Annotated in this window: 22 protein-coding genes and 1 pseudogene; 9 read left to right on the top strand and 14 right to left on the bottom strand. The window is 66.2% G+C overall.

The window, feature by feature from the left end; all coding sequences use genetic code 11:
* Position 1 precedes the first annotated feature (1 nt).
* The 3 genes from WK25_RS19905 to WK25_RS19895 all read right to left on the bottom strand — a co-directional run bounded on the left by WK25_RS19905 (position 2) and on the right by WK25_RS19895 (position 2,569).
* Positions 2 to 766, bottom strand: coding sequence for an SDR family oxidoreductase (locus WK25_RS19905; RefSeq protein WP_069242525.1), 765 nt, complete (start codon positions 764 to 766; stop codon positions 2 to 4).
* A 76-nt stretch (positions 767 to 842) separates the two neighbouring features.
* Positions 843 to 1,874, bottom strand: a complete 1,032-nt coding sequence (locus tag WK25_RS19900) for a phosphotransferase (RefSeq protein ID WP_069243473.1) — start codon at positions 1,872 to 1,874, stop codon at positions 843 to 845.
* A gap of 20 nt (positions 1,875 to 1,894) precedes the next feature.
* The gene (locus WK25_RS19895) at positions 1,895 to 2,569 is read right to left on the bottom strand and encodes a histidine phosphatase family protein (RefSeq protein ID WP_069242524.1); all 675 of its coding nucleotides are present in this window, start codon (positions 2,567 to 2,569) and stop codon (positions 1,895 to 1,897) included.
* Positions 2,570 to 2,787: 218 nt separating this feature from the next.
* Here WK25_RS19895 and WK25_RS19890 point away from each other — a divergent pair, with 218 nt between their 5' ends.
* A complete protein-coding gene (locus tag WK25_RS19890) occupies positions 2,788 to 2,943 on the top strand; it encodes a DUF3309 family protein (RefSeq protein ID WP_040139026.1) in 156 nt (51 codons plus the stop codon).
* Between the two features lie 139 nt (positions 2,944 to 3,082).
* On the opposite strand, the gene WK25_RS19885 is transcribed toward WK25_RS19890, so the two are convergent.
* The 3 genes from WK25_RS19885 to WK25_RS19875 form a co-directional block, all read right to left on the bottom strand.
* The gene (locus WK25_RS19885; protein ID WP_059548969.1) at positions 3,083 to 3,457 is read right to left on the bottom strand and encodes a BON domain-containing protein; all 375 of its coding nucleotides are present in this window, start codon (positions 3,455 to 3,457) and stop codon (positions 3,083 to 3,085) included.
* Between the two features lie 49 nt (positions 3,458 to 3,506).
* Positions 3,507 to 4,496, bottom strand: coding sequence for a LysR family transcriptional regulator (locus tag WK25_RS19880; protein ID WP_069242523.1), 990 nt, complete (start codon positions 4,494 to 4,496; stop codon positions 3,507 to 3,509).
* Between the two features lie 133 nt (positions 4,497 to 4,629).
* Positions 4,630 to 5,667 (bottom strand): NAD(P)H-quinone oxidoreductase, encoded by a 1,038-nt coding sequence (locus WK25_RS19875; RefSeq protein ID WP_059548967.1) that lies wholly within the window; start codon positions 5,665 to 5,667, stop codon positions 4,630 to 4,632.
* 194 nt (positions 5,668 to 5,861) lie between these two features.
* Between WK25_RS19875 and WK25_RS19870 the strand changes: the two genes are divergently transcribed.
* Positions 5,862 to 6,725 carry a LysR family transcriptional regulator gene (locus WK25_RS19870; protein ID WP_040140895.1) on the top strand — a complete coding sequence of 288 codons (864 nt, stop codon included), beginning with the start codon at positions 5,862 to 5,864 and terminating at the stop codon, positions 6,723 to 6,725.
* A 36-nt stretch (positions 6,726 to 6,761) separates the two neighbouring features.
* Here WK25_RS19870 and WK25_RS19865 read toward each other — a convergent pair whose 3' ends face one another.
* Positions 6,762 to 9,527 (bottom strand): LuxR C-terminal-related transcriptional regulator, encoded by a 2,766-nt coding sequence (locus WK25_RS19865; RefSeq protein WP_069242522.1) that lies wholly within the window; start codon positions 9,525 to 9,527, stop codon positions 6,762 to 6,764.
* A 346-nt stretch (positions 9,528 to 9,873) separates the two neighbouring features.
* On the opposite strand from WK25_RS19865, the gene WK25_RS19860 reads away from it, so the two are divergent.
* Positions 9,874 to 10,293, top strand: coding sequence for a nuclear transport factor 2 family protein (locus WK25_RS19860; protein ID WP_059548965.1), 420 nt, complete (start codon positions 9,874 to 9,876; stop codon positions 10,291 to 10,293).
* 109 nt (positions 10,294 to 10,402) lie between these two features.
* Here the strand turns inward: WK25_RS19860 and WK25_RS19855 are convergent, their stop codons facing one another.
* The gene (locus tag WK25_RS19855; RefSeq protein ID WP_413464101.1) at positions 10,403 to 12,067 is read right to left on the bottom strand and encodes a fatty acid--CoA ligase; all 1,665 of its coding nucleotides are present in this window, start codon (positions 12,065 to 12,067) and stop codon (positions 10,403 to 10,405) included.
* A 351-nt stretch (positions 12,068 to 12,418) separates the two neighbouring features.
* Here WK25_RS19855 and hchA point away from each other — a divergent pair, with 351 nt between their 5' ends.
* From hchA to WK25_RS19840, 3 genes and pseudogenes are all read left to right on the top strand, one after another.
* Positions 12,419 to 13,300, top strand: a complete 882-nt coding sequence (hchA, locus tag WK25_RS19850) for a glyoxalase III HchA (RefSeq protein ID WP_069242520.1) — start codon at positions 12,419 to 12,421, stop codon at positions 13,298 to 13,300.
* Positions 13,301 to 13,619: 319 nt separating this feature from the next.
* A pseudogene (locus WK25_RS32355) lies at positions 13,620 to 14,099 on the top strand (MFS transporter); the annotation flags it as partial.
* Positions 14,095 to 14,280 (top strand): hypothetical protein, encoded by a 186-nt coding sequence (locus tag WK25_RS19840; protein ID WP_413464100.1) that lies wholly within the window; start codon positions 14,095 to 14,097, stop codon positions 14,278 to 14,280. The pseudogene WK25_RS32355 and the gene WK25_RS19840, both read left to right, overlap by 5 nt.
* A 55-nt stretch (positions 14,281 to 14,335) precedes the next feature.
* Here the strand turns inward: WK25_RS19840 and WK25_RS19835 are convergent, their stop codons facing one another.
* From WK25_RS19835 to WK25_RS19810, 6 genes are all read right to left on the bottom strand, one after another.
* The gene (locus tag WK25_RS19835; RefSeq protein WP_069242518.1) at positions 14,336 to 16,270 is read right to left on the bottom strand and encodes an SMP-30/gluconolaconase/LRE-like region family protein; all 1,935 of its coding nucleotides are present in this window, start codon (positions 16,268 to 16,270) and stop codon (positions 14,336 to 14,338) included.
* Between the two features lie 439 nt (positions 16,271 to 16,709).
* Positions 16,710 to 18,014, bottom strand: a complete 1,305-nt coding sequence (locus WK25_RS19830) for a dicarboxylate/amino acid:cation symporter (RefSeq protein WP_069242517.1) — start codon at positions 18,012 to 18,014, stop codon at positions 16,710 to 16,712.
* A 258-nt stretch (positions 18,015 to 18,272) separates the two neighbouring features.
* Positions 18,273 to 19,478, bottom strand: coding sequence for an MFS transporter (locus WK25_RS19825; RefSeq protein ID WP_069243472.1), 1,206 nt, complete (start codon positions 19,476 to 19,478; stop codon positions 18,273 to 18,275).
* A gap of 7 nt (positions 19,479 to 19,485) precedes the next feature.
* Entirely contained in the window at positions 19,486 to 19,671 is a 186-nt protein-coding gene (locus tag WK25_RS19820) for a DUF1289 domain-containing protein (protein ID WP_174554691.1), read from the bottom strand.
* Between the two features lie 2 nt (positions 19,672 to 19,673).
* On the bottom strand, positions 19,674 to 20,969 hold the full coding sequence (dmeF, locus tag WK25_RS19815; protein ID WP_069242516.1) for a CDF family Co(II)/Ni(II) efflux transporter DmeF: 1,296 nt from the start codon (positions 20,967 to 20,969) through the stop codon (positions 19,674 to 19,676).
* 11 nt (positions 20,970 to 20,980) lie between these two features.
* Positions 20,981 to 21,253, bottom strand: coding sequence for a metal/formaldehyde-sensitive transcriptional repressor (locus tag WK25_RS19810; protein ID WP_069242515.1), 273 nt, complete (start codon positions 21,251 to 21,253; stop codon positions 20,981 to 20,983).
* Positions 21,254 to 21,439: 186 nt separating this feature from the next.
* Here WK25_RS19810 and WK25_RS19805 point away from each other — a divergent pair, with 186 nt between their 5' ends.
* From WK25_RS19805 to WK25_RS19795, 3 genes are read left to right on the top strand one after another with little or no spacing between them, the layout of a single operon-like run.
* Positions 21,440 to 22,417, top strand: a complete 978-nt coding sequence (locus WK25_RS19805; RefSeq protein WP_069242514.1) for a chromate resistance protein ChrB domain-containing protein — start codon at positions 21,440 to 21,442, stop codon at positions 22,415 to 22,417.
* Positions 22,414 to 23,592 carry a chromate transporter gene (locus WK25_RS19800; protein ID WP_069242513.1) on the top strand — a complete coding sequence of 393 codons (1,179 nt, stop codon included), beginning with the start codon at positions 22,414 to 22,416 and terminating at the stop codon, positions 23,590 to 23,592. The genes WK25_RS19805 and WK25_RS19800 overlap by 4 nt, the downstream gene beginning before the upstream one ends.
* Positions 23,593 to 23,607: 15 nt before the next feature.
* Positions 23,608 to 23,787 carry a hypothetical protein gene (locus WK25_RS19795; RefSeq protein WP_069242512.1) on the top strand — a complete coding sequence of 60 codons (180 nt, stop codon included), beginning with the start codon at positions 23,608 to 23,610 and terminating at the stop codon, positions 23,785 to 23,787.
* Positions 23,788 to 23,798: the final 11 nt, after the last annotated feature.

The following is a 23,798-nucleotide window of genomic DNA, read 5'->3' as shown; positions in this document are numbered from 1 at the left end:
TTCAGATCGTCAGGCCGCCGTCGACGACGATGCATTCGCCGGTCGTGTAGCTCGCCGCATCCGACACGAGATACAGCACGGTGCCGGCCATCTCGCGCGGCTCCGCGTGGCGGCGCAGCGGAATCCTGGTCATCCAGGTTTCGTAGATGTCCTTGTCGGCGAACAGCGCGCCCGCGAATTTGGTCTTCGTGAGGCCCGGCAGCAGCGCGTTCACGCGGATGCCCAGCGGCCCGCATTCCTTCGCGAACGCCTTCGTCATGTTGACGACCGCGGCCTTCGTGATCGAGTAGATGCCCTGCCGGTCGCCCGGCTGCAACGCATTCACCGACGCAGTGTTGACGATCGCGCCGCCGCCCTGCGCCTTCATCAGCTTGCCGGCTTCGACCGACATGAAGAAGTAGCCGCGAATGTTCACGTCGACGGTCTTCTCGTACGCGGCGAGATCGGTGTCGAGGATGTGCCCGAAATACGGGTTCGCGGCCGCGTTGTTCACGAGGATGTCGAGCCGGCCGTGCCTGGCGCGGATCGCCTCGAACGTCGCGGCGATGTCCTCCAGACGCCCGACGTGGCACGCGAGCGCCTCCGCGCGGCCGCCCGTCGCGACGATCGCATCTGCGACCGCCTGGCAGTCGTCGAGCTTGCGGCTCGACACGATCACGTGCGCGCCCTGCTGCGCGAGCAGCTTCGCTATCTCCTCGCCGATGCCGCGGCTCGCGCCCGTCACCAGCGCGATCTTGCCCGTCAGGTCGAACAGGTTCGTTGCCATGTTGCTGTGCTCCTCCATTGATGTGTTGTCGTGTCGCGGCCGCGCGACGCTGGCGACGCTGCCGATGTCCGCGCGTTCAGCGATGCGGGTCGATCACGCCGACGGCCATCTCGGCCAGCCGGCCGGCCATTGCGCCGACGCGCAGCGCTTGCTCGCTCGATGCGTTGCCTTGCAGCGCACGCGCCTTCACGCCCTGCGCGATCGCGGCGAGCCGGAAGAAGCTGAACGCGAGATAGAAATGCCAGTCGCGAATCGGCTCGATCCCGCGCAGTTCGCAATAGCGGGCGACGATCGCCGCTTCATCCGGAATCCCGAGTTCCGCGCGATTCTGGCCCGCGAGACCGCGCACCTGCCCGCCCGACGGCAGCCGCAGGCACATGCAAAAATATGCGAGATCGGCGAGCGGGTTGCCGAGCGTCGACAGTTCCCAGTCGAGCACGGCCTGCACGCGATAGTCGTCGCGCGCGAACATCAGGTTGTCGATCCTGAAGTCGCCGTGCACGAGCGCGGGGCGGCCCGTGTCGTCCGGGCAGGCTTTCGGCAACCAGTCGATCAGCGCCTCCATCGCATCGAGGCGTTCCGTCTCCGCCGCGCGATACTGCTTCGTCCACACGCCGATCTGGCGCTCGAAGTAGTTGCCCGGGCGGCCGTAGTCGGCAAGACCGACCGCGTCGACGTCCACGTCGTGCAGCGCGGCCATCGTGCGGAGCAGCGCGTCGTAGCAAAGCGCGCGATCGGCCTTCGGCAACTCCGGCAGCGCCGGGTCCCAAAAGATCCGGCCGTCCTCGAAGCTCATCACGTAGAACAGGCTGCCGATCACGTCGCGGTCTTCGCACAGGTGATACGGACGCGCGACCGGCACCGCGGTGCCCGACAGCGCGCTCAGCACGCGGAATTCGCGATCGACAGCATGCGCGGACTTCAGCAGCTCGCCGGGCGGCTGGCGGCGCAGCACATAGCGGCCGCTCTTCGCGTGCAGCAGAAACGTCGGGTTCGACTGGCCGCCGGCAAACTTCTCCATGTCGAGCGGGCCTTCGAAACCCGGCACGTGCGCTTCCAGATAGCGCGTGAGGCGGGCTGCGTCGAGGGGTTGGGAAGCGTTTGTCATCGTCGCGATCGTTCGTAGGATCAGCCGTACGTGCGCCATGCATGTCGTTCGGGATCCTCGAGATGCGGGATGCCGTTGAACGACGCCAGGTGGAACGCGTCGGCGTTGAAGAAAAACTGCGAAAGACTGCTGTTGCGGATCTGCAGGTTCAGCGCGATCGCGCTCGACGGCGGTGCGGCAAGCACTTGCTGCACGGTCACCGCGATCGGGCCGCCCGAACTCACCGCGAGCACGCGCTGGCTGCCGCCGGTGCGGATCGCGGCGCGCGCGTCCGCCACGCGCCGCTGGAAGTTCGCCCAGGTTTCGGGCGCGGCGTTGCCAAGCTTGTCGTCGGCCCACAAGTGCAGCACCTGCCGCAGCGCGCGAAAATGCTCCTTCATCGAGCCGCCCGCGAGCCGCGCAATCTCCGGATAATCGCTCGCCGCGGCGGCGAACAACCCGTGGAAGTCGTATTCGTTCAGGCCCGGATGGCGATCGACGTGCACGCCTTTGCTGCCCATTCCGCGCAGGATCGCGGCGATCGTCTGCGCGTGCCGGTTCATCGTCCCGCAAATCACGCGGTCGAACGTCAGCCCCTGCCGCGCGAAGTATTCGCCGAGCCACGCGCCCTGCTGCTCGCCGGCGGCGGACAACCGGTCGTAATCGTCCGTGCCGAACGACGCCTGCCCATGCCGTACCAGAAAGAGTTCAGCCATTTGCCTGCCTGCCGCGTGAGTAAACCGAAGACCCAGCATAGCGACCCAGTCCACATTTTTGAAATTTATTTTCTGAATCGTTTGGTATTCATCCTGTGAATTGGCAGGTTGGAGCGTATTCAGACAATGCGCTTGCAGTTCCTTTCGGCATCTCCGCGTCGCGGCACGCGAATTGCGACATTCGCCCCCGTCATGTCACCACGTTCAGGAGGGATGCGATGCTCGGTACGATTCTTATCATCGTTCTGATTCTGCTGCTCATTGGAGCGTTTCCGGCGTGGCCGCACAGCCGCGAGTGGGGCTACTGGCCGTCGGGCGGCCTCGGGCTGGTCGTCGTCATCGTCGTGATACTGGTGCTGATGGGGCGGATCTGACGGCTTCCACCACCGGCAGGCGGTGAGAGACGAGCAGCTCGCGCCGTGTCGCCCGCGCTTCCCTGCCGAACCTTGCGTCGTGGCTTCTTTACACGACAGGGTCGGCAAGGATACGCAGCTTACCGCACGCCCCTGCCCGTCACTGACCGCCTTCCAGCCGCAGTTGGAGCCGGCTCTTCACCGAGGTCACGCCCGCCACTTGGCGGGCCGCCTCGACCGCAGCGCGGTCCTGCGCTTCATCGGTGATCAGCCCGGCCAGCGTCACGTCGCCCGTTCTCGCCCGCGCGAACACCGTGATCTCGGCGTTGCCGAGCCCGGGCGCCTTCATCACGGCCTGACGTACCTTCTTTGCGAACGCGCGATCGGCAGCCCGCTCGGCCTTCTTTGCTGCGCGCGGCGACGCGTTCGGCGTCGACGCGGACGCAACGGCGGCGGCGGTATCGGACTGTGCATGGCCGAGCATCGGCGACAGCGCCACAAAACCTGCAACGACGATGGCAAAACGGTGCGTCATCTGATTTCTCCTCAACGGTAACAAACGGAAAATGGCAGATCGCCAGCGTTCAGGCGGCGGCGCCTGTCAACGCGTGCACGCGGCCGCGATCCCGGCCGCGCGGCACCGCGAGCGCAGTCAGCGCGCGTTCGTCGGCGTGCAGCGCGAGCGCGAGCGTCGCGCGCACGTGATCGACAAATGTGCGGACCTTCGCATCGACGAAGCGGCGCGATGCATACATCACGTACACGTCGAGCATCGTCAGCCGATAGTCGGGCAGCACGCGCACGAGCCGGCCGCTGCGCAGATCGTCGATGACCGAATAGATCGCGAGCGACCCGATGCCGAGTCCGGCATGCAGCGCAATCGACAGCGACTCCGGCGCATTCGCCTGGAACGGCGCATCCGGCACCGTATGTGCGATCGTATCGCCCGCCGTGCCGTGCAGCCGCCATTCGCCGTGTGCCTCGGCGGGCGTGTCGAGACGCAGGCAGGTATGGTTCGCGAGATCGGCCGGTGTCGCCGGCGCGCCGTAGCGCTCCAGATAGGCACGCGACGCGACCAGCACACTGTGCGACGTCCCGCACGAATGCGCGATATAGCCGGAGTCGGGCAGGCTCGACGCGGTAACGATCGACACGTCGTAGCCCTCCTCGACGAGATTCGGCATGCGTTGCGAATAAGTCATCTCGATCGCGACTTCTGGAAAATTCCTCTGATACGCGATGGCTGCCGCGGTCACATGGCTCTGCCCGAGGCCGGGCATCGTATGCACGCGCAGGCGCCCGTATGGACGCACCAGCGCGTTGCGCGCCTCGTCGTTGGCGCGATCGACGTCGCCGAGGATGGCCAGCAGACGTTCGAAGTAGCGGCGCCCGCTGTCGGTCAGCGCGATCTTCCGGGTAGTCCGGTGTAACAGGCGGATCCGAGCGTACGCCTCCAAGCTCGCGATGGCCCTCGACACCTGCGCGGTGGCGACGTCGGTCTGCTTCGCCACGGCCGTGAAGCTGCCGGCCTGCACGACGCGCACGAACGTCCGCATGTTCTCGAGCATGTCCATTTCGACCCATCGTCCTTACGGCGCCCACGCGGCGCGCTGCCGCCGGAGCGGCGACGCATTCAGTGGTACCGATTGTCGGGCAATCCGTGCCGCATCTTCAGCCCCCCGAGCGGGGGGCTGAAGTGTGTGCACGTCACGTGGAATGCTTGACGTTTGCATCGACGGCGGCCTGCAGCGATGGCTCCGCCGCGGGCGTCACCAGAACGATCTTGCCGATATGACGACCGGAATCCATCAGTTCGTGCGCGGCACGCGCATCGCGCAGCTCGAACAGCCGGAACACCTGCGGCTTGACGACGCCTTGCCGGATCAGCGGCCACACGGCGTGCTCCAGCTCGCGGATGATCTGCGCCTTCTCGTCGTAAGTGCGCGAGCGCAGCGTCGAGCCGATGTGCGTCAGCCGCTTCGTCAGCATCGGGAACAGGTCCAGTTCCTTCGCCGGGCCGTTGATCACGCCGATCTGCACGATGCGGCCGTTCAGCGCGGCCGCCGCGAAATTGCGCGCAACGTAGTCGCCGGCGATGATGTCGACGATCACGTCGACGCCGCGGCCGTCGGTAAAGCGCGCGACCGCATCGACGAAATCCTCGCTGCGGTAGTCGATCGCATGATCGGCGCCGAGACGCAAGCTCGCGTCGCGCTGCGCGTCCGCGCCCACGGTCGTGATGATCTTCGACGCGCCGAACGCCTTCGCCAACATCGTCGCCGTCGTGCCGATGCCGGACGCGCCGCCGTGAATCAGCACGCTTTCGCCGGCCTTGAACCCGCCGCGCTGAAACAGGTTCAGCCACACCGTCATGAACGTCTCCGGCATTGCCGCCGCCTCCGTCATGCCCAGCCCCTCCGGAATCGCAAGCGTATTGCTTTCGTTCGCGACGGCGTATTCCGCGTAGCCGCCCCCGGGAATCAGCGCGCACACGCGATCGCCGGCCGTGAAGCGCGTGACGTCGCGCCCGACCGCAACTACTTCGCCCGCGACCTCGAGGCCGGGAATGTCGGAGGCGCCGGGCGGCGGATCGTACAGCCCCTTGCGCTGGAACACGTCCGGGCCGTTGACGCCAGCCGCGTGAATGCGGATCAGCACTTCGCCGGCACCGGGCGACGGCACCGCACGGGTAGCCGGCACGAGCACTTCGGGGCCGCCGGGACGCACGATCTCGATCGCAGTCATGTCGGTGGGCAGCGGTTTCACGTCATCAATCACGATATGATCCTCAATGTTCGTCGATGCGCGCTCGGTTCACGGGCCTTCCCGGAATCGCGGCATCGCAAGGTGTGTGAACGGAGTCTAGGGGCGATGCTGCGCGCGCACACGCAGCGAATTGCCGGTCGGGGAATGCAAAAATGCATCAGTCGGGACATACGATGAACTGGGACGATGCGCGCGTCTTTCTCGCGATTCATCGCGAGCGCACCCTGCGCCGCGCTGCGCAGACGCTCGGCATCGATCAGGCAACCGTCGGGCGACGGCTCGCGACGCTCGAGCACATGCTCGGCGCGACGCTGTTCCTGCGCTCATCGAAAGGCTATCTGACGACGCCAGTGGGCGAACTCGCATTACGCGCCGCCGAAGCGATGGAGCAGCATGCGCACGAGCTGGTGCGATTGACACACGGCGTCGACCGCAGGCTCGCAGGCGAAGTGAAGATCACGACCACCGACGCACTCGCGCTCGAATTCGTGATGCCGTCGATTGCGCGACTGCACGCGAAGCATCCGGACGTATCGGTCGCGTTGAACACGTCGACGCAGATCCTCAACCTCGCAACGCGTGAAGCCGATATCGCGATACGCACGGTGCGGCCCGCAAATCCCGATCTCGTCGCCCGCCGGCTCGCACGCTGGGACATGGGTCTGTTCGCGTCGCACGACTACCTGCACCGGCATGGCGAACCCGAGCGCGGCAACGCGTTCGCGGGGCACGACCTCGTCGTCTACCAGCCGTACATCGACGCGAGCCGAACCCCGACGATCGCAGGCGAGCCGATCCGCGGCGGCCGGATCGTCGCGCGCACGACCTCCAACCTGATGATGCGTGCCGCACTGCGCTCGGGCCTCGGGATCGGCGAGATTCCGGTTCACATGGGCGCGCGCGACGGTCTCGCGCGCGTGTGGCCGGAGCGCGTTCGCGCGGCGCCGTACGAAGTGTGGCTCGTCACCCATCGCGACCTGCGCCACACCGCGCGGATTCGCGCGACGATCGACGAAATCTCGGCGTCGTTCGCCTAGCATCGCTGACGCCGGCCGCGCACGGACGGTGGCCGCTCATTCATCGTCGGGCCGCACGCGCGACGCATCGAGCGCTAGCCCGCTGCGTACGGCCTGGATGCGCGACGTGACGTTGAGCTTTTCGAAGATGTTCTTCAGATGCCACTTGATCGTCTCGGGCGCGACGCGCAGCGCTCGCGCGATTTCCTTGTTCGACAGCCCGCGCGCCACGTAGTCGAGGATCTCGGCCTCGCGCACGCTGAGGTTGCCGGCCGCGCCCGGGCGGCCCGCCGGTGTCGCGCTCGCGGCGCGCTGCGCGTCGAACGCGCGCAACAGTTCGCGCGGATACCATGCGCCGAGCGCAGGAAAGCGGTCGATCTGCTTCTGCACCCGCGCGAGCATCCGCTCTACCGCCGCGCCTTCGTCGACGAAGGTGTGCACGAGCCCGTTGCCCTGGCCGTATTCCAGTGCGCGGGCGAGCGTCGCGAGCGCCGCTTCCTCGTCGCCTGCCAGCTCGCATGCCACCGCGCGCAACACCGCCGCCTGCGCCGCTTGCCAGTCGAATCCGCGTGCGGCGAGCACGTCGTGCACGTCCGCCATGACCTGCGCGGCTTCGTTCGCGCGGGCGTCGGCGAGCAGCAGCCGCGCATGCGCGGATCGCGCCATCTGCCACGTCTCGACCTCGCTCGACGTCTCGTCCGGCGCCGTCGCGGGCACCAGCGATGCGAGCGCACGCCCCACGCGATGTGCCTGCGTCGGCTTTCCCGCGCTTAGATGCAGACGCACACCGGTCGCCATACAACCGACACGCAGCCGCAGCCATTGCCGACTGCATGCGATGTGATCGGCCTCGTCGAGTAGCTCATGTGCACGCGCGTCGTTCCCCGACTGGAACTGCAGCAACGCGGCGGTCTGCACAAATCGCAGCAGCGGCCCGAGCGAGCACGCCTGCATCGCGATGTCGAAGCGGTCGGCCTGCGCGCTGCGCACTTTCGGCCAGTCGTTCCACTCGTAGTAGATTGCCGACAAGTAACCAGCCGACAGTGCCGTGGCCGCCGACAGGCGTCCCGCCGCCCGCTCCGCGGCACGCAGCGCGGCTTCGAACGTCTTCGACGCGTTGTGCAGGCGACCCGCGACGAATTCCGCGAGACCGGACATGTTTTGGCGATACACGTTCGCGAACAACGGCTCGTGGCCGGACGCCGCGCGCTCGGCGCGTGCGCGGAGCGCCAGCGCGTCGTCGAGGCGTCCTGCGTAGGCGAGGCCGAAACTCAGTGTCGTCTGCCCGATTTGCTCGATCCACGAGCCCGCCGGCGGCTCGGCCGCAAGCACGCGTTCGCCGAGGTGCAGCGCGGCGGTGCTGTGGTCCGACAGCGCAGTAACGAGCGAGCGCACCGCCAGCAGCTCGGTTGCGGTGACGGCGTCGGTATCGAGCCGCCCCGCGCCGACGTCGCTCTCCAGCGCCTCGAGCGCGCGGCGCGCGTCGATCATCTGCATCGACAACGCGAGCGCCCACGCGTGCGCAATACGCAGCCGCAGGCGGCCGGCGAGCGCTGCAACAGGCAGGCGCGACACCCAGTCGAGCACGGTGCGCACGTCGCTCGATGCGATGAGCTTCATCGCACATGCTTCGACCCAACCGGCGGCCGTGTCGAAATCGCCGGCCGCGAGCGCGTGGCGGACAGCGTCCGGCCACTGCCGCTCGGCTGCGTGCCACGCACTTGCGCGGCGATGCAGGACGGCAACCGCTGCAGGCTCGCGCAGCGCAAGTTCGTCGCGCAGATACTGCAAAAACAGCGCGTGATAGCGATAGCGCCGGCGATCGCCGTCGATCGACCGGATGAAGAGGTTGCGTGCGCTCAGCCATTCGAGGCAGTCGAGCGCATCGTCTCGGCCGGTCAACGCGTCGCACAATGCCGGCGTGAGCCGATCGAGCACGGCCGTATACAGCAGAAAGTGCCGGATCGTGTCCGGCACCTGCGTCATTACGTTCTCGTTCAGATACGTTGCGATGCCCGCGCGCGCGTGGCTCACCTGTTCGGCGACGCGCGCCGCGTCGCTGTCGCCTTGCAGCGCGAGCGCCGCCAGTTGCAAGCCCGACACCCAGCCTTCGGTGGCCACGCGCAGGCGTTCGACGTTTTCCGCGTTGAGCGGCTTGCCGGCGATCCGCTCGAAGAAGGCGCGCGTCTCCGTATCGTCGAAGCGCAGATCGTTTTCGTCGATACGCACGAGCTGGTCGCGCGATTCGAAGTAGCTGAGCGGCAGCGCCGGAAGCGATCTGCACGCCAGCACGACGTGCAGGTTCGACGGCGCATAACGCAGCAGTTCGAACATCGCGTCGTGGACGACCGGCGATGACAGCCGATCGAAGTCGTCGAGCATTACGAACAGCTCGATGCCCGAATGCTCGAGCTCGTTGAGCAGTTCGTCGAATACGGTCTTCAGCGGAATCAGCGCGCGGTCCCGCAGCAACCCCTGCGCGCGCACGCCGACGCCGCCGGTCGCATCGACGATCGCCGCCACCACATACGACGAGAAGATGGACGCATTGTCGTCGTCCCGGTCAAGGCTCACCCACGCGACCTTCGTGTCCGATGCGACGAGCGCGCCGCGCCATTCCGCGAGCAGCGTCGTCTTGCCGTAGCCGGCCGGCGCGCAGACGAGCGTCAGCCGGCGGTCGAGCGCGCGCTGGAGCCGTCCCAACCGCGCGATGCGCGACACGATGCCTCGGGCGGACGCCGGCGCGAGCTTGGTGCGCACCAGTACTTCAATGGTGTCGGCGTCCGCGCGGGCGGCCGGTTGACTGCGGTTCCTCGGCGTCATGCTGTTCCCGTTCTCCTCGCGCTGTGCGCATGTGCGTCGACCCGGAAAGCGGCGCCCGCGGCGCGGCCGGATGCCCGGCCGAGGTGCGCTGCACGCCGAAACAGCATAGCGATTCGGCCCCGCCCGTCATAAGTAGGTGATGCCCGGACCGGGGCGCGCTGCTCGCGCCGCGTCACGAGCCACGGTAAAGGACCCGCATTGTTCTCGAACGAATGCCGGTTGTTCAGCCCCCCATTCGGGGGGCTACCTTGCGTGGAGAAGTCGCTTCATCCTCGACGCACCACACACGGTAGTGGCCGGCGCTGGCCACCGTCGCCGTTGCAGTACTTTCCGTTCGGGAGTTGCCATGAACCGTCGCAACGTCGTCACCGCGTTTTTCGATCGATATCGCCAGCATGACGTCGACGGCATGCTCGCGCTGTTCGCGCCGGATGCCACGCTCGACTACGTGCCGATCGCCGTGACCGGCCCGGCAGTATTGGAAGGCAAAGCCATCTGGGCAGCGCTGCTCGATGCGTTTCCGGACCTGAGCAACGAGGTCGATGCGATCCATGCGGACGAAGCCGGCCGTCATGCCACCGCGGAAGTGACAATTGGCGGCACCCAGGCGCGAGAATTCGCCGGGATCCAGAACCGCCGGCGGGCGTTCTCGCTCCGACATGCGTTCGTGTTCGAGTTCGATGCCGACGGCCGCGTCACGCGGCTTGCCGCTTACTGGGACAACGTGCGGCTGTTCGAGGATCTCGGCAAGACGTCGCTTGGGTAAGGACCTCCGGATGACGCACTTCAGCGTGGCGCACACCGGAAAGCCCGACGCGCCGCCAGCTGCGCCATGCGGGTGCGCGCGGCCGGCGCGCGCGCTCCGCGCTGGCCGCTCACTCCGGCTGGTAGCGCTCGCGCAGTGCGCGCTTGTTGATCTTGCCCACGCTCGTCTTTTCGATCGAGTCGACGATCATCAGGCGCTCCGGCACCGCGTAGCGCGAAATCAATCCGCGATCGGCCACCTGCTTCACATGCGCCTGCAACTCCGCCGGCTCGACGCGGCCTACATGCTCGTCAACGAGCACGACGAGCGCTAGCGGCCGCTCACCCCAGCGCGCGTCCTTCACGCCGATCACCGCCGCTTCCCGCACGGCGGGATGGCGCGACAGGATGTCCTCGAGTTCGAGCGACGATACCCATTCTCCGCCCGTCTTGATCACGTCCTTGATCCGGTCGGTGATCTGCAGCCGGCCTTCGGAATCGATGACGCCGATATCGTTCGTATGCAGGTAGCCGCCCGCCCACAGCGCTGCAGACGCCTGTGCATCGCCGAGATAGCCCTGGGTCGCCCAAGGCATCCGCACGACGACCTCGCCCGCCGATCGCCCGTCGTGCGGCACGTCGCGAAACTGCGCGTCGACGATACGCAGGTCGACGAGCGGCAATGGCAACCCTGCTTTCGTCCGGCGCGCGATATCGTCCGCGGGCCCGTCGGCGGCTGCACGCGGCGGATCGATCTGTGCGATCGTCATCAGCGGGCACGTTTCCGACATTCCGTATCCGGTGTAGACCTCAATACCGCGCGCGAGCGCCGCCCGTGCCAGTCCTTCCGGCAACGGCGAGCCACCGACGATCACCTTCCACGACGACAGGTCCGTCGCCGCCGCCGCCGGGCTGTCGAGAATCATCGCGAGCAGCGTCGGCACGCAGTGCGAATACGTCACTGCTTCGCGCGCGATCAAGGCGAGCAGGCCCTCCGGCGAATAGCGCCCCGGGTAAACCTGCTTGAGGCCGAGCGCGGTCGCGATATACGGCATCCCCCATGCATGCACGTGAAACATCGGCGTGATCGGCATGTAAACGTCGTCCCGGTGCACGCGCCCGCGATCGCGAGCGCTCGACAACGCGGCCATGCCGGCCAGCGTATGCAGCACGAGCTGCCGATGCGTGAATGCGACTGCCTTCGGTAGCCCGGTGGTGCCCGTCGTATAGAACGTCGTCGCACGAGTCTGCTCGTCGAAGTCGGGGAACGAGAAATCGGGCGAACCGCCCGCGACGAGTCGCTCGTATTCATCGGCGAAGCCATCGGGCAGGTCGATGTCGTCGCCGTCCGCGATCAGCACGAAGTCCGTCACGGCGGTCAACCGGTCGCGCATGCCCGCCAGCAACGGCAGAAAATCGCGGTGCACCAGCACGACACGCGCGTTCGAATGATTGAGCGTGTACAACAACTGATCCGGGGACAGCCGGACATTGGCCGTCATCAGTACCGCGCCCATCATCGGAATCGCGTGGTAGCACTCGAGGTAGCGGTGGCTGTCCCAATCCATCATGGCCACGACGTCGCCAGTGCCGACGCCGAGCGCCGCGAGCCCGCTCGCGAGCTGACCGATGCGATGCCGGAACGTCCAGTAGTCGTGCCGGACCCGATCGCCGAACACGATCTCCTGCTCGGGCCGCGTCGCGAGCGGCGCATGCAGCAGTTGCTTGATCAGCAGCGGATATGCCTGCGCAGCCGGGACCACCGCATCGTCCGGCGTCTGGTATGACGAATTCATGAATGCCTCCATAAGCGACCTGGCCGGTCGTCACGATTGCGGCCACGATACCGGACGGGTCGGGTTTCGCGCCCCCCCTGTTCAGGGGGAGGGGCGTCCGCGAAATGGCTCCGCGTTTGGCCTTTCGTACGAACATCGCGGCGGCCGCGGCGAACGCCCCACCTGTTCGGGGGGGCGTTCGCCGCACCACGGCGTTGTACGATTCATCGCAGCGTGTAACCGCGTCGCGGGTTCCGTTCGCACGTCGGCGCATCAGCGGAAGGCCGACGCGGCCGGCTCGGCCATGCGCATCGAGACCGCACGCCGCCTACCTGGGCCGCGCCCTGCACCCATCCCCGAAAAGGAGCAACCATGACTTCCGAGACGACGCAGATGGACCGAACGCCCGCTCCCGACCCCGCCGAGAACAATGCGTTCTTTCCGTCGCCGTATTCGCTGTCGCAATACACGTCTTCGAAGACGGATTTCGACGGCGCGAATTACCCGAACCCGTACACCGGCGGCAAGTGGAAGGTTCTGATGATTGCGACCGACGAGCGCTACGTGCTGATGACGAACGGCAAGATGTTTTCGACCGGCAATCATCCGGTCGAGATGCTGCTGCCGATGCATCACATGGACCAGGCCGGTTTCGAAGTCGATGTCGCGACGCTCTCGGGCAATCCGGCGAAGCTGGAACTGTGGGCGATGCCGAACGACGACGAAGCCGTCCAAAGCACGTACCGGAAGTACCTGCAGAAGCTCAAGACACCGCTGAAGCTGTCCGACGTGCTCGAGAAGAACCTCGGCAAGGATTCGCCGTATATCGCGGTGTTCATTCCCGGCGGCCACGGCGTGCTCGCCGGCATTCCGTACAGCAAGGACGTCAAGCGCACGCTCAATTGGGCGCTCGACAACGACCGGTACATCGTCACGCTGTGCCACGGTCCCGCGTGCCTGTTGTCCGCCGCAATCGACGAGGCGCCGGACCACTACCCGTTCAAGGACTACGAGATGTGCGTGTTTCCCGATGCGCTCGACACCGGTCCGAATCTCGACATCGGCTACATGCCGGGCCCGCTGCCGTGGCTCGTCGCAGACCGTCTGCAGAAGCTCGGCGCCAACGTGCTGAACAAGGACATGACCGGGCGCTGCCATCAGGACCGCAAACTGATCACGGGCGACAGTCCGCTCGCGTCCAACGGTGTCGGCAAGCTCGCCGCCGCCGCGTTGCTGAAGGAGGTGGGGAACTGACGTCGTGCGCCGCGCGCCGGGGCGGTGTTCCGCCCGGGCGCGCGGCTTGCCGCTCGTCGGCGCGCGACGCGAGGATGGCACTCCTGCCATCCGCGATCGGCTGCCGTAAAGCCGCACCGCGCACGATTTGGGCCGCCGAACCCATTAAACCGAACACCTCCGGTTATCAATTGATCGAAAAGATTCAATAGACGATGTGTCGTCCGGCGCCCGATGCTGGGCCGGCCCGTGAACTCGGCGTCATTGCAACGCCGCGCACGAACCCGGAGCGAGACACATGCCTACCGATCACCGTCAACGACGCCACACGCGTTAGCTACTGTGCGCGCTGTCGTTCATCCTCTACGACGACCGCGTCAACCTCGCAACCGCAGCCGGCGCGATCAAGGCCGAACTCGGGGTGTCCAACACCGAGCTCGGCATCGCGTTCTCCGCGTTCGCGTATTCGTATGCGATCTGCCAGATCTTCGGCGGATGGATCGCCGACCGCTTCGGCTCGCGCATCACACTGATCGGCTGCGGGCTGATCTGGGTCGCATCGACGTTCATGACAGGGCTCGTGCACAGCCTCGCGCTGCTGTTCGCCGCGCGCTGGCGGCAGGCGCGCGGCAGCGGCGCGACGTTCATCGCATGGTTGCGCGCAAGCTGGGCCGTGCTGTCGGTGCTGACCGGCCTCGTCACCCATACGTGGCAACTCCTGACGCTCCGGTTCATGCTCGGCGTCGCCGAAGGCGGAATGCTGCCCGTCGTGCTGACGATGGTCAGCCAGTGGTTTCCCGATCGCGAGCGCGGCCGTGCGACAGGGCCATGACATCGGCGAAGCCGTGCTGCGCCACCTGATGACCGACGCCGCACGCGCGCACGTACCCGTATCGCTCGCCGTACTGCACGGCAATCCCGCACGGCGGCTTTACGCGCGCGTCGGCTTCACCGTCGTATCGGAAACGGAAGCGAGCGCAAGCATGATCTGGCGTCCGTGAAGCCGTTCTGCGTTTCGACGCCGCGCCGTCGCATGCGCCGACGCGCTCCGCCCCGTCACGGCGTCCACCGATAAACGGTGATGCTGTTCCCCTTCACATTGTTCTTCGTCACCACGTATTCGCCGTTCGCACGCCGATACGCTCGGACGCTGTACATCGCGTCGATCGCGCTGCTCGTATCGACGGTCGCGGGACTCGTGTTGACGAGCGTCGTATCGAGATTGCCTGTATCCAGATTGAACGCATCGATGTTCGGCCACAGCGGCCCGCTGCTGCTGAACCAGTAGCCGACGAACAGATGATTGCCGGCCGCGTCGATCGCTTTCGCGCCGCCGTGCGGCAGCGTGATCACCGGATTCGGATTCGTCGTGTTGCCCGCGAGCCAGCCGTGATACACCTCGATGCGCGTGCCGATCGACGTCCAGTCCGTACTCCCGACGACGCCCTGCGCGAGCACCATCGTGTCGCTGTCCGCGAGATAGACGATCCGCGTCAGCGGCTGCATGCTCGCCGGAATCGGCGTCGGCACGCCGGGCCCCCACGACGGCTTGCCGCTCGCATCGAAGCCGGTCAGCGGATAGTGGTAAATGGCGCCGGTCTTGTCGAGGCCGGCCCATACACCTCCCTTGCTGTCGACGCTGAAACCGGCCGACACGCGCCGCGTCGTATTGAACGCGGCGCCGGGGATCGATCCATCCGGAATCGCGACGTAGCCGTTGGCCGCGTTGAAGTGGAAGAAGTAGTAGACGGGCGGATTCTGGCCGGCCGCAACAAGAATCCGGTTCGCGCCGACCGCCGTCAGCAGCCCGAAGTGCTCGTCGCGCTGCGTGTCCCTCATGTTGATGCGCGGGTCCGACGGATACGTGAACGGATCGACGGTGTTCGCGACGAATGTGCCTCCCGCGGCGCCGCCATATATGTGCGTGCCGCTGTAGAACAGCGCGCCGTCGGTGACCGGATCCGGCGCGGCGATCCCTTCGAAGTTGAGCGACTGCAGCGTCCAGCGCAGGTTTCCGGTGCTGCTGTATGCGTGAATGTCGGTTGCGCCGTTGCGGCCGAGATCCCAGCTTCCGCCCCACGGGTTGTTGAGCACGTACAGGTTGCCGCCGGTGTCCTTGCCGATGCCGGCAATCCGCGTGAAGCGCTGCGCGCCGACCTGCCCCTTGGCGCCCGTCGTCGTGTCGAGATAGCCGCCGCGCACGCCGAACGTGCCGGCAAGTGCCGGCCGGCCCGACACCGTATAGCGCTTGATGTTCATGTCGGGGCCTTCGTCGCCGATCAACAACTGCGCGGCCGCCGCATCGTAGAAGAGCGCCGACGGCCGCGCCCCGGCGGCCAGCCGGATCGTGTTCAGCAGCGCACCGGAAGGGCTGAACTCGACGATCGAACCCGTGCTCTTCTGTGCGACCCACACGTTGCCCGCGCCGTCGACGGCCAACGCGCCCGGCGACGACACGCCGATGTCGCGCTGCCACACGCCATCGGTCGTGAACACCCGCACGCGATTGCCGTAGAAATCGCTTGCATAAAGCAACGAGCCAGCCGTCGCGAGCCCGGTGACGACATCGATGCGCGGCTGGTTGGTCGCCGCGGTGATCTGAATGAGCTTGTCGCGGTAATGGGTCGCGCAGTTGTAGCGCCCGACCGCACCGCTGCCGTAACCGCTGCCGGGCTGCAGCGCGACGAACAGCGACGTCGCATTGCCGGTGATCGCGCTGCCCTGGAATTCGGAGTGCGTGCCGATCGAGCCGGCGCTCTTGCCGTTCTGGTAGATCGCAACGCCGCCTTCAAACTCGTCCCACATCGACGCGGTGTAGATCACGCCTTCGGGCGCGACCCACATCGAGCGCGCGACGTTGCCGACGTGCGCGGCGAGCGTGCCGTAGGTGTTCGCGATCCAGTCGGTCGTGTTGCCGGCGTTTCCGGCCGGCGCGATCACCGCAATCGCCGCGGCCAGCAGCACCGCCTGAAGCGCTTTTCTGACGACCATGGCTGAGACTCTCCTGAATGGTGAAGTCATTCACACGAGACGCGTCCGCACGATCCGGCAATCGGCGATACGCAAATACTTCCGGTCGATCATGCGGTGCGGTCGGTATTACATCGACATCGCGCGTTAGTCCGGTAACCGCACGGCCGACAATAACTTCATATAAATCGAAAAAAATTGCGGAGTGCTCGCGTAGCAGCGAGTGCCGCGACACGACAGTGAATGTTCACTCACGCATATCGGCCGATATCGGGAAGACCGGGCTTTAGCGCGGGGATTGATGCCACCGGCTCAAATGCGGTGCGACTGGAAGGGCGGAGGAGATGTCGGCGAAGCGGAAAATCGCCGGAAAAGGGTAACGAAATACCCACGTGAAAATATCGCGCCGGCCTGAATCGCTGTCGAATTCAGGCCGGCAAACATCATTTACACGCGAAAATCACGCGGACGTCGCCGTGTCGCGCACCTCCACCTGCTTGATCCCGCCGCCGCCCGCGTCCGCGTCGTCGCGCGAATCGCCGAGCTGGCCTTCCCACTTCGCAACCACGGCCGCCGCGATCGAGTTGCCAACCGCGTTGGTCGCAGAGCGGCCCATGTCGAGGAACATGTCGACGCCCATGATCAGCAGCAGCCCGGCTTCCGGCAGATGGAACTGGTTGAGCGTCGCCGCGATCACGACGAGCGACGCGCGCGGCACGCCGGCCATCCCTTTCGACGTGACCATCAGCATCAGCAGCATCGTGATTTGCGTGCCGAGCGGCAGGTCGATCCCGTACACCTGGGAAATGAACAGCACCGCGAACGTGCAGTACATCATCGAGCCGTCGAGGTTGAACGAAAAGCCGATCGGCAGCACGAAGCTCGAGATCTTGCGATTCACGCCGAACCGGTCGAGCGCGTCGAGCAGCTTCGGATACGCGGCCTCGGAGCTCGCCGTCGCGAACGACAGCAGGAACGGCTCGCGAATCAACCGGATCAGCGTGAACGCGCGCTTGCCGAGGAACGTCACGCCGGCGAGCGTCAGCACGCCCCACAGCAGCGCGAGTGCGAGATAGAAGCTCGCCATGAACTTCGCGAACGTGAGCAGGATGCCGAGCCCTTCCGTCGTGACCGTGGACGCCAGCGCGGCGAACACCGCGACCGGCGCGAAGCCCATCACCGCGCCGGTCACTTTCAGCATGACCTGCGCGAGATCGTCGATCACGGCAGTCAGCCGCTTGCCGGCTTCGCCGAGCGCCGACAGCGCGGTACCGAAGAAGATCGAGAACACGACGATCTGCAGGATCTCGTTGTTCGCCATCGCCTCGGCGATCGACTTCGGCACCAGATGGACGACGAAGTCCTTCAGCGTGAATGCGCTCGTCTTCAGGTTGAGCGTGGCATCGGCGGCCGGCAGCGGCAGGCTCAGGTGGCTGCCCGGCTGCAGGACCGTCGCGGTCACGAGCCCGAGCACCAGCGACGTGGCCGATGCGATGAAAAACCAGCCGAACGCCTTCACGCCCACGCGGCCGACCGACCCGCTGTCGCCCATCTGCGCGATGCCGACCGTCAGCGTCGCGAACACCAGCGGCGCGATGATCATCTTGATCAGGCGCAGGAACACGTCGGACAGCAGCGACACGTAGCCGGCGACTTCCTTGGCCATTTTCGGGTCGGGAAACGCGCTATGACAGGCGTAGCCCACGGCGATACCCAGCACCATCGCGATGACGATGTACCGGGTGATGTTGTGCTTCTTCTTCATTAGCAATCCAGATTACAGAACGTGTGTTTCCAACGGCAGGTCAATCGCCGGTATTGAATTGGGCGGAATGCCGCGCGCGGCGCGGGCCGCGTCAAGTACCGGAGCTCGTCGGTGGGCAGCGCCAACGCGAACAGGGTCGGCATTCTATCGCAAACGCCGCACAATCTTTCAGACATGAAAGCGACAAGTGGGGAGTGGCCCCGGAAAGAGATCAAGCGCGACGGCAGGAGGCTGCCCGCGACACCGGGCGGCGACGCGTCACGCCGCAGGCGAGCCCGTTCGCGGCATGAACCGGCACAGGCACAGCGGCACCACGACCAGCGCGGCACCGGCGATGAACGTGGCCGATGCACCGTAGCGCACCCATAGCGTGCCGGCGATGCTGCTCGCAAGCAGCATGCAGATGCCGCCGATCAGGTTGAACACGCCGAATGCGGCGCCGCGCAAGGCGGCGGGCGACGTTTCCGACACCATCGCGGCGAGAATGCCTTGCGTAAAGCCCATGTGCAGGCCCCACACTGCCACGCCCGCGAACATCGACAGCGTAGACGCGCCGATACCGAGCAGCAGGTCGGCCACGATCAGCAGCAGCATGCCGACGGCGAGCAGCACGCGGCGATCGAGCCGGTCCGACAGGATGCCGACCGGCCATGCGGACAACGAATACGCGACGCTCATCGCAACCATCACGGCCGGGATCCATGCGGCATCGAGCCCAGTCTGCTGCGCGCGCAGCACCAGGAACGCCTCGCTGAAGCGCGCAAGCGTAAAGGTCGCGCCGGCCGCGACGACGAACCAGTAGTTGCGCGGAAACCCGGTCAACGCGCGCCAGCGCAGCGGCGAGCGGAATCCGCGCGCCGGCGTGTCGCGGTCGGGTTCGCGCACGCCGAAGACAATCAGCGCGATCGCGATGAACGCGGGCACCGCGGCGAACCACAGCACCGTCCGAATGCGGTCGCCGAACCACAGCATCAGCCCGATCGCGAGCAGCGGGCCGAGAAACGCGCCGACGGTATCCATCGACTGGCGCAGCCCGAAGCACGCGCCGCGGATTTCAGGCGGGGCAACGTCGGCCACCAGCGCGTCGCGCGGCGCGCCGCGAATTCCCTTGCCGACACGATCGAGCAGGCGAGCCGTCACGACGACGCCCGGCGTGGAGGCCAGCGGAAACAACGGCTTCGTCAACGCCGCGAGCCCGTAGCCGAGCAGCAGCAGCCCCTTGCGGCGCCCGAGCCAGTCGCTGATCGCGCCGGAGAACACCTTGACGATCATCGCAGTAGCTTCGGCCGCGCCCTCAAGCACGCCGAGGGCGGCGACGCTCATGCCCATCGTCGTCACCAGATAGATCGGCAACAGCGCATGGACCAGCTCGGACGACAGGTCCATGAACAGGCTCACCAGCCCCAGCGCCCATACGGTTCGTGGAATCGGCGGCTTTCCGGCACTCCGCGACGGTGTGCTCATCATGGAGTCAGTCCGTCGTGTCCCGCGCGAGCTTTGCATGCCGCCGCGCGCGGTCGTTCACGATCTGATGGCGCTTGTGATCCGTCATCTTCTTCCAGCCGCGCGCTTCTTCGCGCGTTCGCAGGCACGCGACGCAGTAACCGGTGCGGCCGTCGAACGAACAGACGTCGACGCAAGGAGACTTGACCGCCATGCTCATCGCTCCCGCGCCGTTCGCACGACTTCGACAGTGACGTGCGACAGGTTCCGGAATCGCTGCAGCACGCCGTGATAAAAGCGCGCGTCCCGCGCCGGATCGTCCGTCGTCACGGACACCACCGCACTCATGTGTCCCGGTCCGAGCCGCCACACGTGCAGGTCGCCGACGCGGTCGCCGTGGCCTTCAATTGCGCCGCGCACGTTGTCGGCGAGACGCCGGTCCGGGTTCGTGTCGAGCAGGATGGCGCCCGTGTCGCGCATCAGCCCGTACGACCAGTTTGCAATCACGAGCGCGCCGATGATGCCGGCGAGCGGATCCATCCACACCCAGCCGAACGCGCGCGCGAGCAGCAGCCCGACGATCGTCAGCACGGACACGGCCGCATCGGCGATCACGTGGACGTAGGCCGAGCGGATGTTGTGATCGCGTGCTGCCGCCGCGGTCGCGCCGTGGTCATGGTCGTATTCGTCGAACGCCAGCTCATGCTCGCGGCCGTTCACGCGGACGATCGCATTGAATGCGTGCGGCTCGGGAATCGCTTCCATCGATTCCAGGTAGCCGCCGCGATCGCGCATCGCGAACGTCTGGCGCGTGCCGTCGGCACGGATCGTCGTCACCGACACAGCGCTCGCATCGACAGGCTTCGTGTCGTGCGTCGCGGGCGCGATGCGAAATACGGGCGGCACGCCATCCTCGAACACCGATACGACGAACGCACCGTGCCGATCGAAGATCCGATGCGTCTCGGCTTCATCGTCGTGGTCGTGATGATTTTCATGCGCGTGCCCGTGGTGATGACCATGGCCGTGGCTATGGCTATGGCCGTGATGGTCGCCGCTCAGCAGCCACACGCTGGCGATGTTGACGAGCAGCCCGGCAATCGCGAGCGGAATCGCCTCGCCGAAGTGGATCGGCACCGGCGCGAGCAGGCGCGCGACGGCCTCGTAGCCGATCAGCAGCGCGATCATCGCGAGCACGATTGCGCTCGTGAAGCCTGCCAGATCGCCGAGTTTGCCGGTGCCGAACACGAAGCGCGGGTCGTTCGCATGCTTGCGCGCATAGGTATAGGCGAGCGCGGCGATCAGCATCGCGCCGGCATGGGTCGACATGTGCAAACCGTCGGCGATCAGCGCCAGCGAGCCGAAAATCGACCCGCCGGCGATCTCGGCCACCATCATCGCCGCACACAGCGCAATCACCATCCAGGTCCTGCGTTCGTTCTGCTCGTGCGCGGCGCCGAGAAAGATGTGATCGTGCCCCGCGCCGAAGGCGTCGTCGCTGAAATTGCTCATTCCGCCCTCGGTTACTTGAAATAGCTGTGAACGACTTCGATCAGCTGCTCGGTCGCGCTGCCTTCGTCTTCGTGATGTTCGGCATCGACCAGATGGCTGCGGATGTGATCCTCCAGCACGACCGCGAGCAGGCCGTTCATCGCGCCGCGGCCACTCGTGATCAGACGGAGGATTTCGTTGCAACCGCGCTCGTCCTCGAGCGCGCGTTCGATCGCTTCGACCTGTCCCTTGATGCGGCGGACACGATTCAGCAGCTTCTGCTTTTCCTTGATGGTGTGGCTCATGGGGATCCCTTCATATACCGGGGGGGACTATATCGCAATTTGCGCTTCCGTATAGGGGGGAGGGGTATATCCGCGTAAATTGGACGAATGCGAGTCGCGTGCAGTCCGCGGGGCCGCTGGGTCCACGTCGCGCGCACGATCAACGCAATCTTGTAGAAGTCATCACTCATGAGTAGCATTTGCTACATGGATATACTGACGACCTGGTCGCTGCTCGTGCTGACCCTTCCCACCGAAAACGCCACGGCGCGGATGCGGTTCTGGCGTGCGCTGAAGTCGAAGGGCTGCGCGGTGCTGCGCGATGGCGTGTATCTGCTGCCGTGCACCGAAACGCACGACGACACGCTTCGCGAGCTGGCCGCCGCGATTGCCGAGAGCGGCGGCGCCGCGCATCTGTTGCATGCACCGAGCCTGGACGCGTCGCAGGAGCGGGAATTCCGCACACTGTTCGATCGCGGCGACGACTACGCCGCCTTCACGCAGGCGCTTGCAGACGCCCGCAAGACGCTCGCGGGACAGTCCGCGCCCGAGCTTGCCCGGCTGCTGCGCCGCGTACGCAAGAATTTCGACACGCTCCGCGCAATCGACTACTTCCCCAACGATGCGTCCACCCGCGCGGAAGTCGCCCTGCAGGATTTCGCCGCGCTCGTCGACACCGTGCTGTCGCCGGGCGAACCGCACGCCGCCGAGCGCGCGATCCGTCCGCTGGCGATCGCGGACTACCAGGGGCGCACGTGGGCGACGCGCCAGCGCATGTGGGTCGATCGCGTGGCCAGCGCGTGGCTGATTCGCCGCTTTATCGACGCGCAAGCACGGTTCGTCTGGCTCGCATCGCCGGCGGACTGTCCGGCCGACGCGCTTGGCTTCGATTTCGACGGCGCGGCGTTCACCCATGTCGGCGAGCGCGTGACGTTCGAGGTTCTGCTCGCGAGCTTCGGGCTTGCCCAGGATCCAGCCCTGCTCAGAATCGGACAACTCGTGCATTCGCTCGACGTAGGCGGCCCGGCCGTGCCCGAAGCGGACGGCTTCGAGGCCGTGATGGCCGGCACGCGTCAACGCACGGACAACGACGATCAACTGCTCGACCAGATGAGCGCGGTGCTCGATGCGCTTCACGCGCATTTCGCAGCGAGCGCAAAAAGCGAAACCGGAGGACGGTCATGACCACGACGGTAACGGCACAGGCGCCCGGTTACTCGCTGGGCCAACTGGTCAGATACATGTTGCGGCTCGGTGCGCTCGGCTTTGGCGGCCCCGTCGCGCTGGCCGGCTACATGCGGCGGGATCTCGTCGAGCAGCGCCGATGGATTACCGAAGCGGACTACAAGGAAGGCCTCACGCTCGCGCAGCTCGCACCGGGGCCGATGGCCGCCCAACTCGCGATCTACCTCGGGTTCGTCCACTATCGGGTGCTCGGTGCGACGCTGGTCGGTTTCGCGTTCGTGCTGCCGTCGTTCCTGATGGTGCTCGCGCTCGGATTTGCATACTCGCACTTCGGCGGTCTGTCGTGGATGCAGGCCGTCTTCTACGGTGTCGGCGCGGCGGTGGTCGGAATCATAGCGATGAGCGCGTACAAGCTCACTACCAAAACCGTCGGCCGCGACAAACTGCTGTGGACGATTTTCCTGACGCTTGCCGCCGTGACCTTCATCACGGAATCGGAAATCGCGTGGCTGTTCATCGTCGCCGGGCTCGTCGGCTGGCTGTGGCGCGCGCCGCCCAAATGGCTGAACAAGGGCGGTTTGAATGCGGTCGCCGCCGCGAACCTGCCCGCAGCCAGCGGCCTGCTGGCCGGCATCGACGTGCCGCAGCTCGTGCAGATCGGCGCGTTCTTCATGAAGGCCGGCGCGTTCGTGTTCGGGTCGGGGCTCGCGATCGTGCCGTTCCTGTACGGCGGCGTCGTCACCGAGCATCACTGGCTCAACGACAAGCAGTTCGTCGATGCGGTCGCCGTTGCAATGATCACGCCGGGGCCGGTCGTGATTACCGTCGGCTTCATCGGCTATCTGGTCGCGGGCCTGCCCGGCGCGATCGTCGCGGCGCTCGGCACGTTTCTGCCGTGCTACCTGTTCACCGTAATCCCCGCACCGTACGTGAAGAAGTACGGGCACTTGCCCGGCGTCAAGGCGTTCGTCGACGGCATCACGGCGGCGGCCGTCGGCGCAATCACGGGCTCCGTGCTGGTCATCGCGAAACGCTCGATCGTCGACGTGCCTACTGCCGTCGTGGCCATCGCAACCGTGTTGCTGTTGTGGCGCTTCAAGAAGCTGCAGGAGCCGGTCATCGTCACGGCGGCCGCGCTGTTCGGGCTCGTCGCATATCCGATGCTGCATCACTGATCTGCATCGGCGGCGATGTTCGCCGGTGCCGGACGCCGTTCGTTCGGCGGAGAGCGCGGACAGCGGCTTCCGGGCGGGCGCGGTATCGCGGTCAACCCGTCGCTCGGCGCGCACGTGGTGACCCGCGGCGATGAGATGTGCGAAGAACGGATTGCGCGTGAGCGGGCCGAGTTCGCCCGGATCGCGTCGGCGTGACCGGCTGCCCG

The organism is Burkholderia latens (assembly GCF_001718795.1).
GTDB lineage: Bacteria > Pseudomonadota > Gammaproteobacteria > Burkholderiales > Burkholderiaceae > Burkholderia > Burkholderia latens_A.
The sequence above is the reverse complement of the archived record's forward strand: the minus strand, read 5'-3'. Positions and strand labels throughout refer to the sequence as shown.

What these genes read in the sequence shown, in the direction of transcription:
- WK25_RS19860 (WP_059548965.1), top strand. Translation starts at nt 9,874, where the DNA reads ATGAACCGTCGCAACGTCGTCACCGCGTTTTTCGATCGATATCGCCAG.
- WK25_RS19800 (WP_069242513.1), top strand. Translation starts at nt 22,414, where the DNA reads ATGACCACGACGGTAACGGCACAGGCGCCCGGTTACTCGCTGGGCCAA.
- WK25_RS19855 (WP_413464101.1), bottom strand. Translation starts at nt 12,067, where the DNA reads ATGAATTCGTCATACCAGACGCCGGACGATGCGGTGGTCCCGGCTGCG.
- WK25_RS19810 (WP_069242515.1), bottom strand. Translation starts at nt 21,253, where the DNA reads ATGAGCCACACCATCAAGGAAAAGCAGAAGCTGCTGAATCGTGTCCGC.
- WK25_RS19885 (WP_059548969.1), bottom strand. Translation starts at nt 3,457, where the DNA reads ATGACGCACCGTTTTGCCATCGTCGTTGCAGGTTTTGTGGCGCTGTCG.
- WK25_RS19905 (WP_069242525.1), bottom strand. Translation starts at nt 766, where the DNA reads ATGGCAACGAACCTGTTCGACCTGACGGGCAAGATCGCGCTGGTGACG.
- WK25_RS19825 (WP_069243472.1), bottom strand. Translation starts at nt 19,478, where the DNA reads ATGAGCACACCGTCGCGGAGTGCCGGAAAGCCGCCGATTCCACGAACC.
- WK25_RS19820 (WP_174554691.1), bottom strand. Translation starts at nt 19,671, where the DNA reads ATGGCGGTCAAGTCTCCTTGCGTCGACGTCTGTTCGTTCGACGGCCGC.
- dmeF (WP_069242516.1), bottom strand. Translation starts at nt 20,969, where the DNA reads ATGAGCAATTTCAGCGACGACGCCTTCGGCGCGGGGCACGATCACATC.
- WK25_RS19835 (WP_069242518.1), bottom strand. Translation starts at nt 16,270, where the DNA reads ATGGTCGTCAGAAAAGCGCTTCAGGCGGTGCTGCTGGCCGCGGCGATT.
- WK25_RS19865 (WP_069242522.1), bottom strand. Translation starts at nt 9,527, where the DNA reads ATGACGCCGAGGAACCGCAGTCAACCGGCCGCCCGCGCGGACGCCGAC.
- WK25_RS19875 (WP_059548967.1), bottom strand. Translation starts at nt 5,667, where the DNA reads ATGACTGCGATCGAGATCGTGCGTCCCGGCGGCCCCGAAGTGCTCGTG.
- WK25_RS19795 (WP_069242512.1), top strand. Translation starts at nt 23,608, where the DNA reads ATGTTCGCCGGTGCCGGACGCCGTTCGTTCGGCGGAGAGCGCGGACAG.
- WK25_RS19895 (WP_069242524.1), bottom strand. Translation starts at nt 2,569, where the DNA reads ATGGCTGAACTCTTTCTGGTACGGCATGGGCAGGCGTCGTTCGGCACG.
- WK25_RS19805 (WP_069242514.1), top strand. Translation starts at nt 21,440, where the DNA reads ATGGATATACTGACGACCTGGTCGCTGCTCGTGCTGACCCTTCCCACC.
- hchA (WP_069242520.1), top strand. Translation starts at nt 12,419, where the DNA reads ATGACTTCCGAGACGACGCAGATGGACCGAACGCCCGCTCCCGACCCC.
- WK25_RS19880 (WP_069242523.1), bottom strand. Translation starts at nt 4,496, where the DNA reads ATGGACATGCTCGAGAACATGCGGACGTTCGTGCGCGTCGTGCAGGCC.
- WK25_RS19890 (WP_040139026.1), top strand. Translation starts at nt 2,788, where the DNA reads ATGCTCGGTACGATTCTTATCATCGTTCTGATTCTGCTGCTCATTGGA.
- WK25_RS19870 (WP_040140895.1), top strand. Translation starts at nt 5,862, where the DNA reads ATGAACTGGGACGATGCGCGCGTCTTTCTCGCGATTCATCGCGAGCGC.
- WK25_RS19900 (WP_069243473.1), bottom strand. Translation starts at nt 1,874, where the DNA reads ATGACAAACGCTTCCCAACCCCTCGACGCAGCCCGCCTCACGCGCTAT.
- WK25_RS19830 (WP_069242517.1), bottom strand. Translation starts at nt 18,014, where the DNA reads ATGAAGAAGAAGCACAACATCACCCGGTACATCGTCATCGCGATGGTG.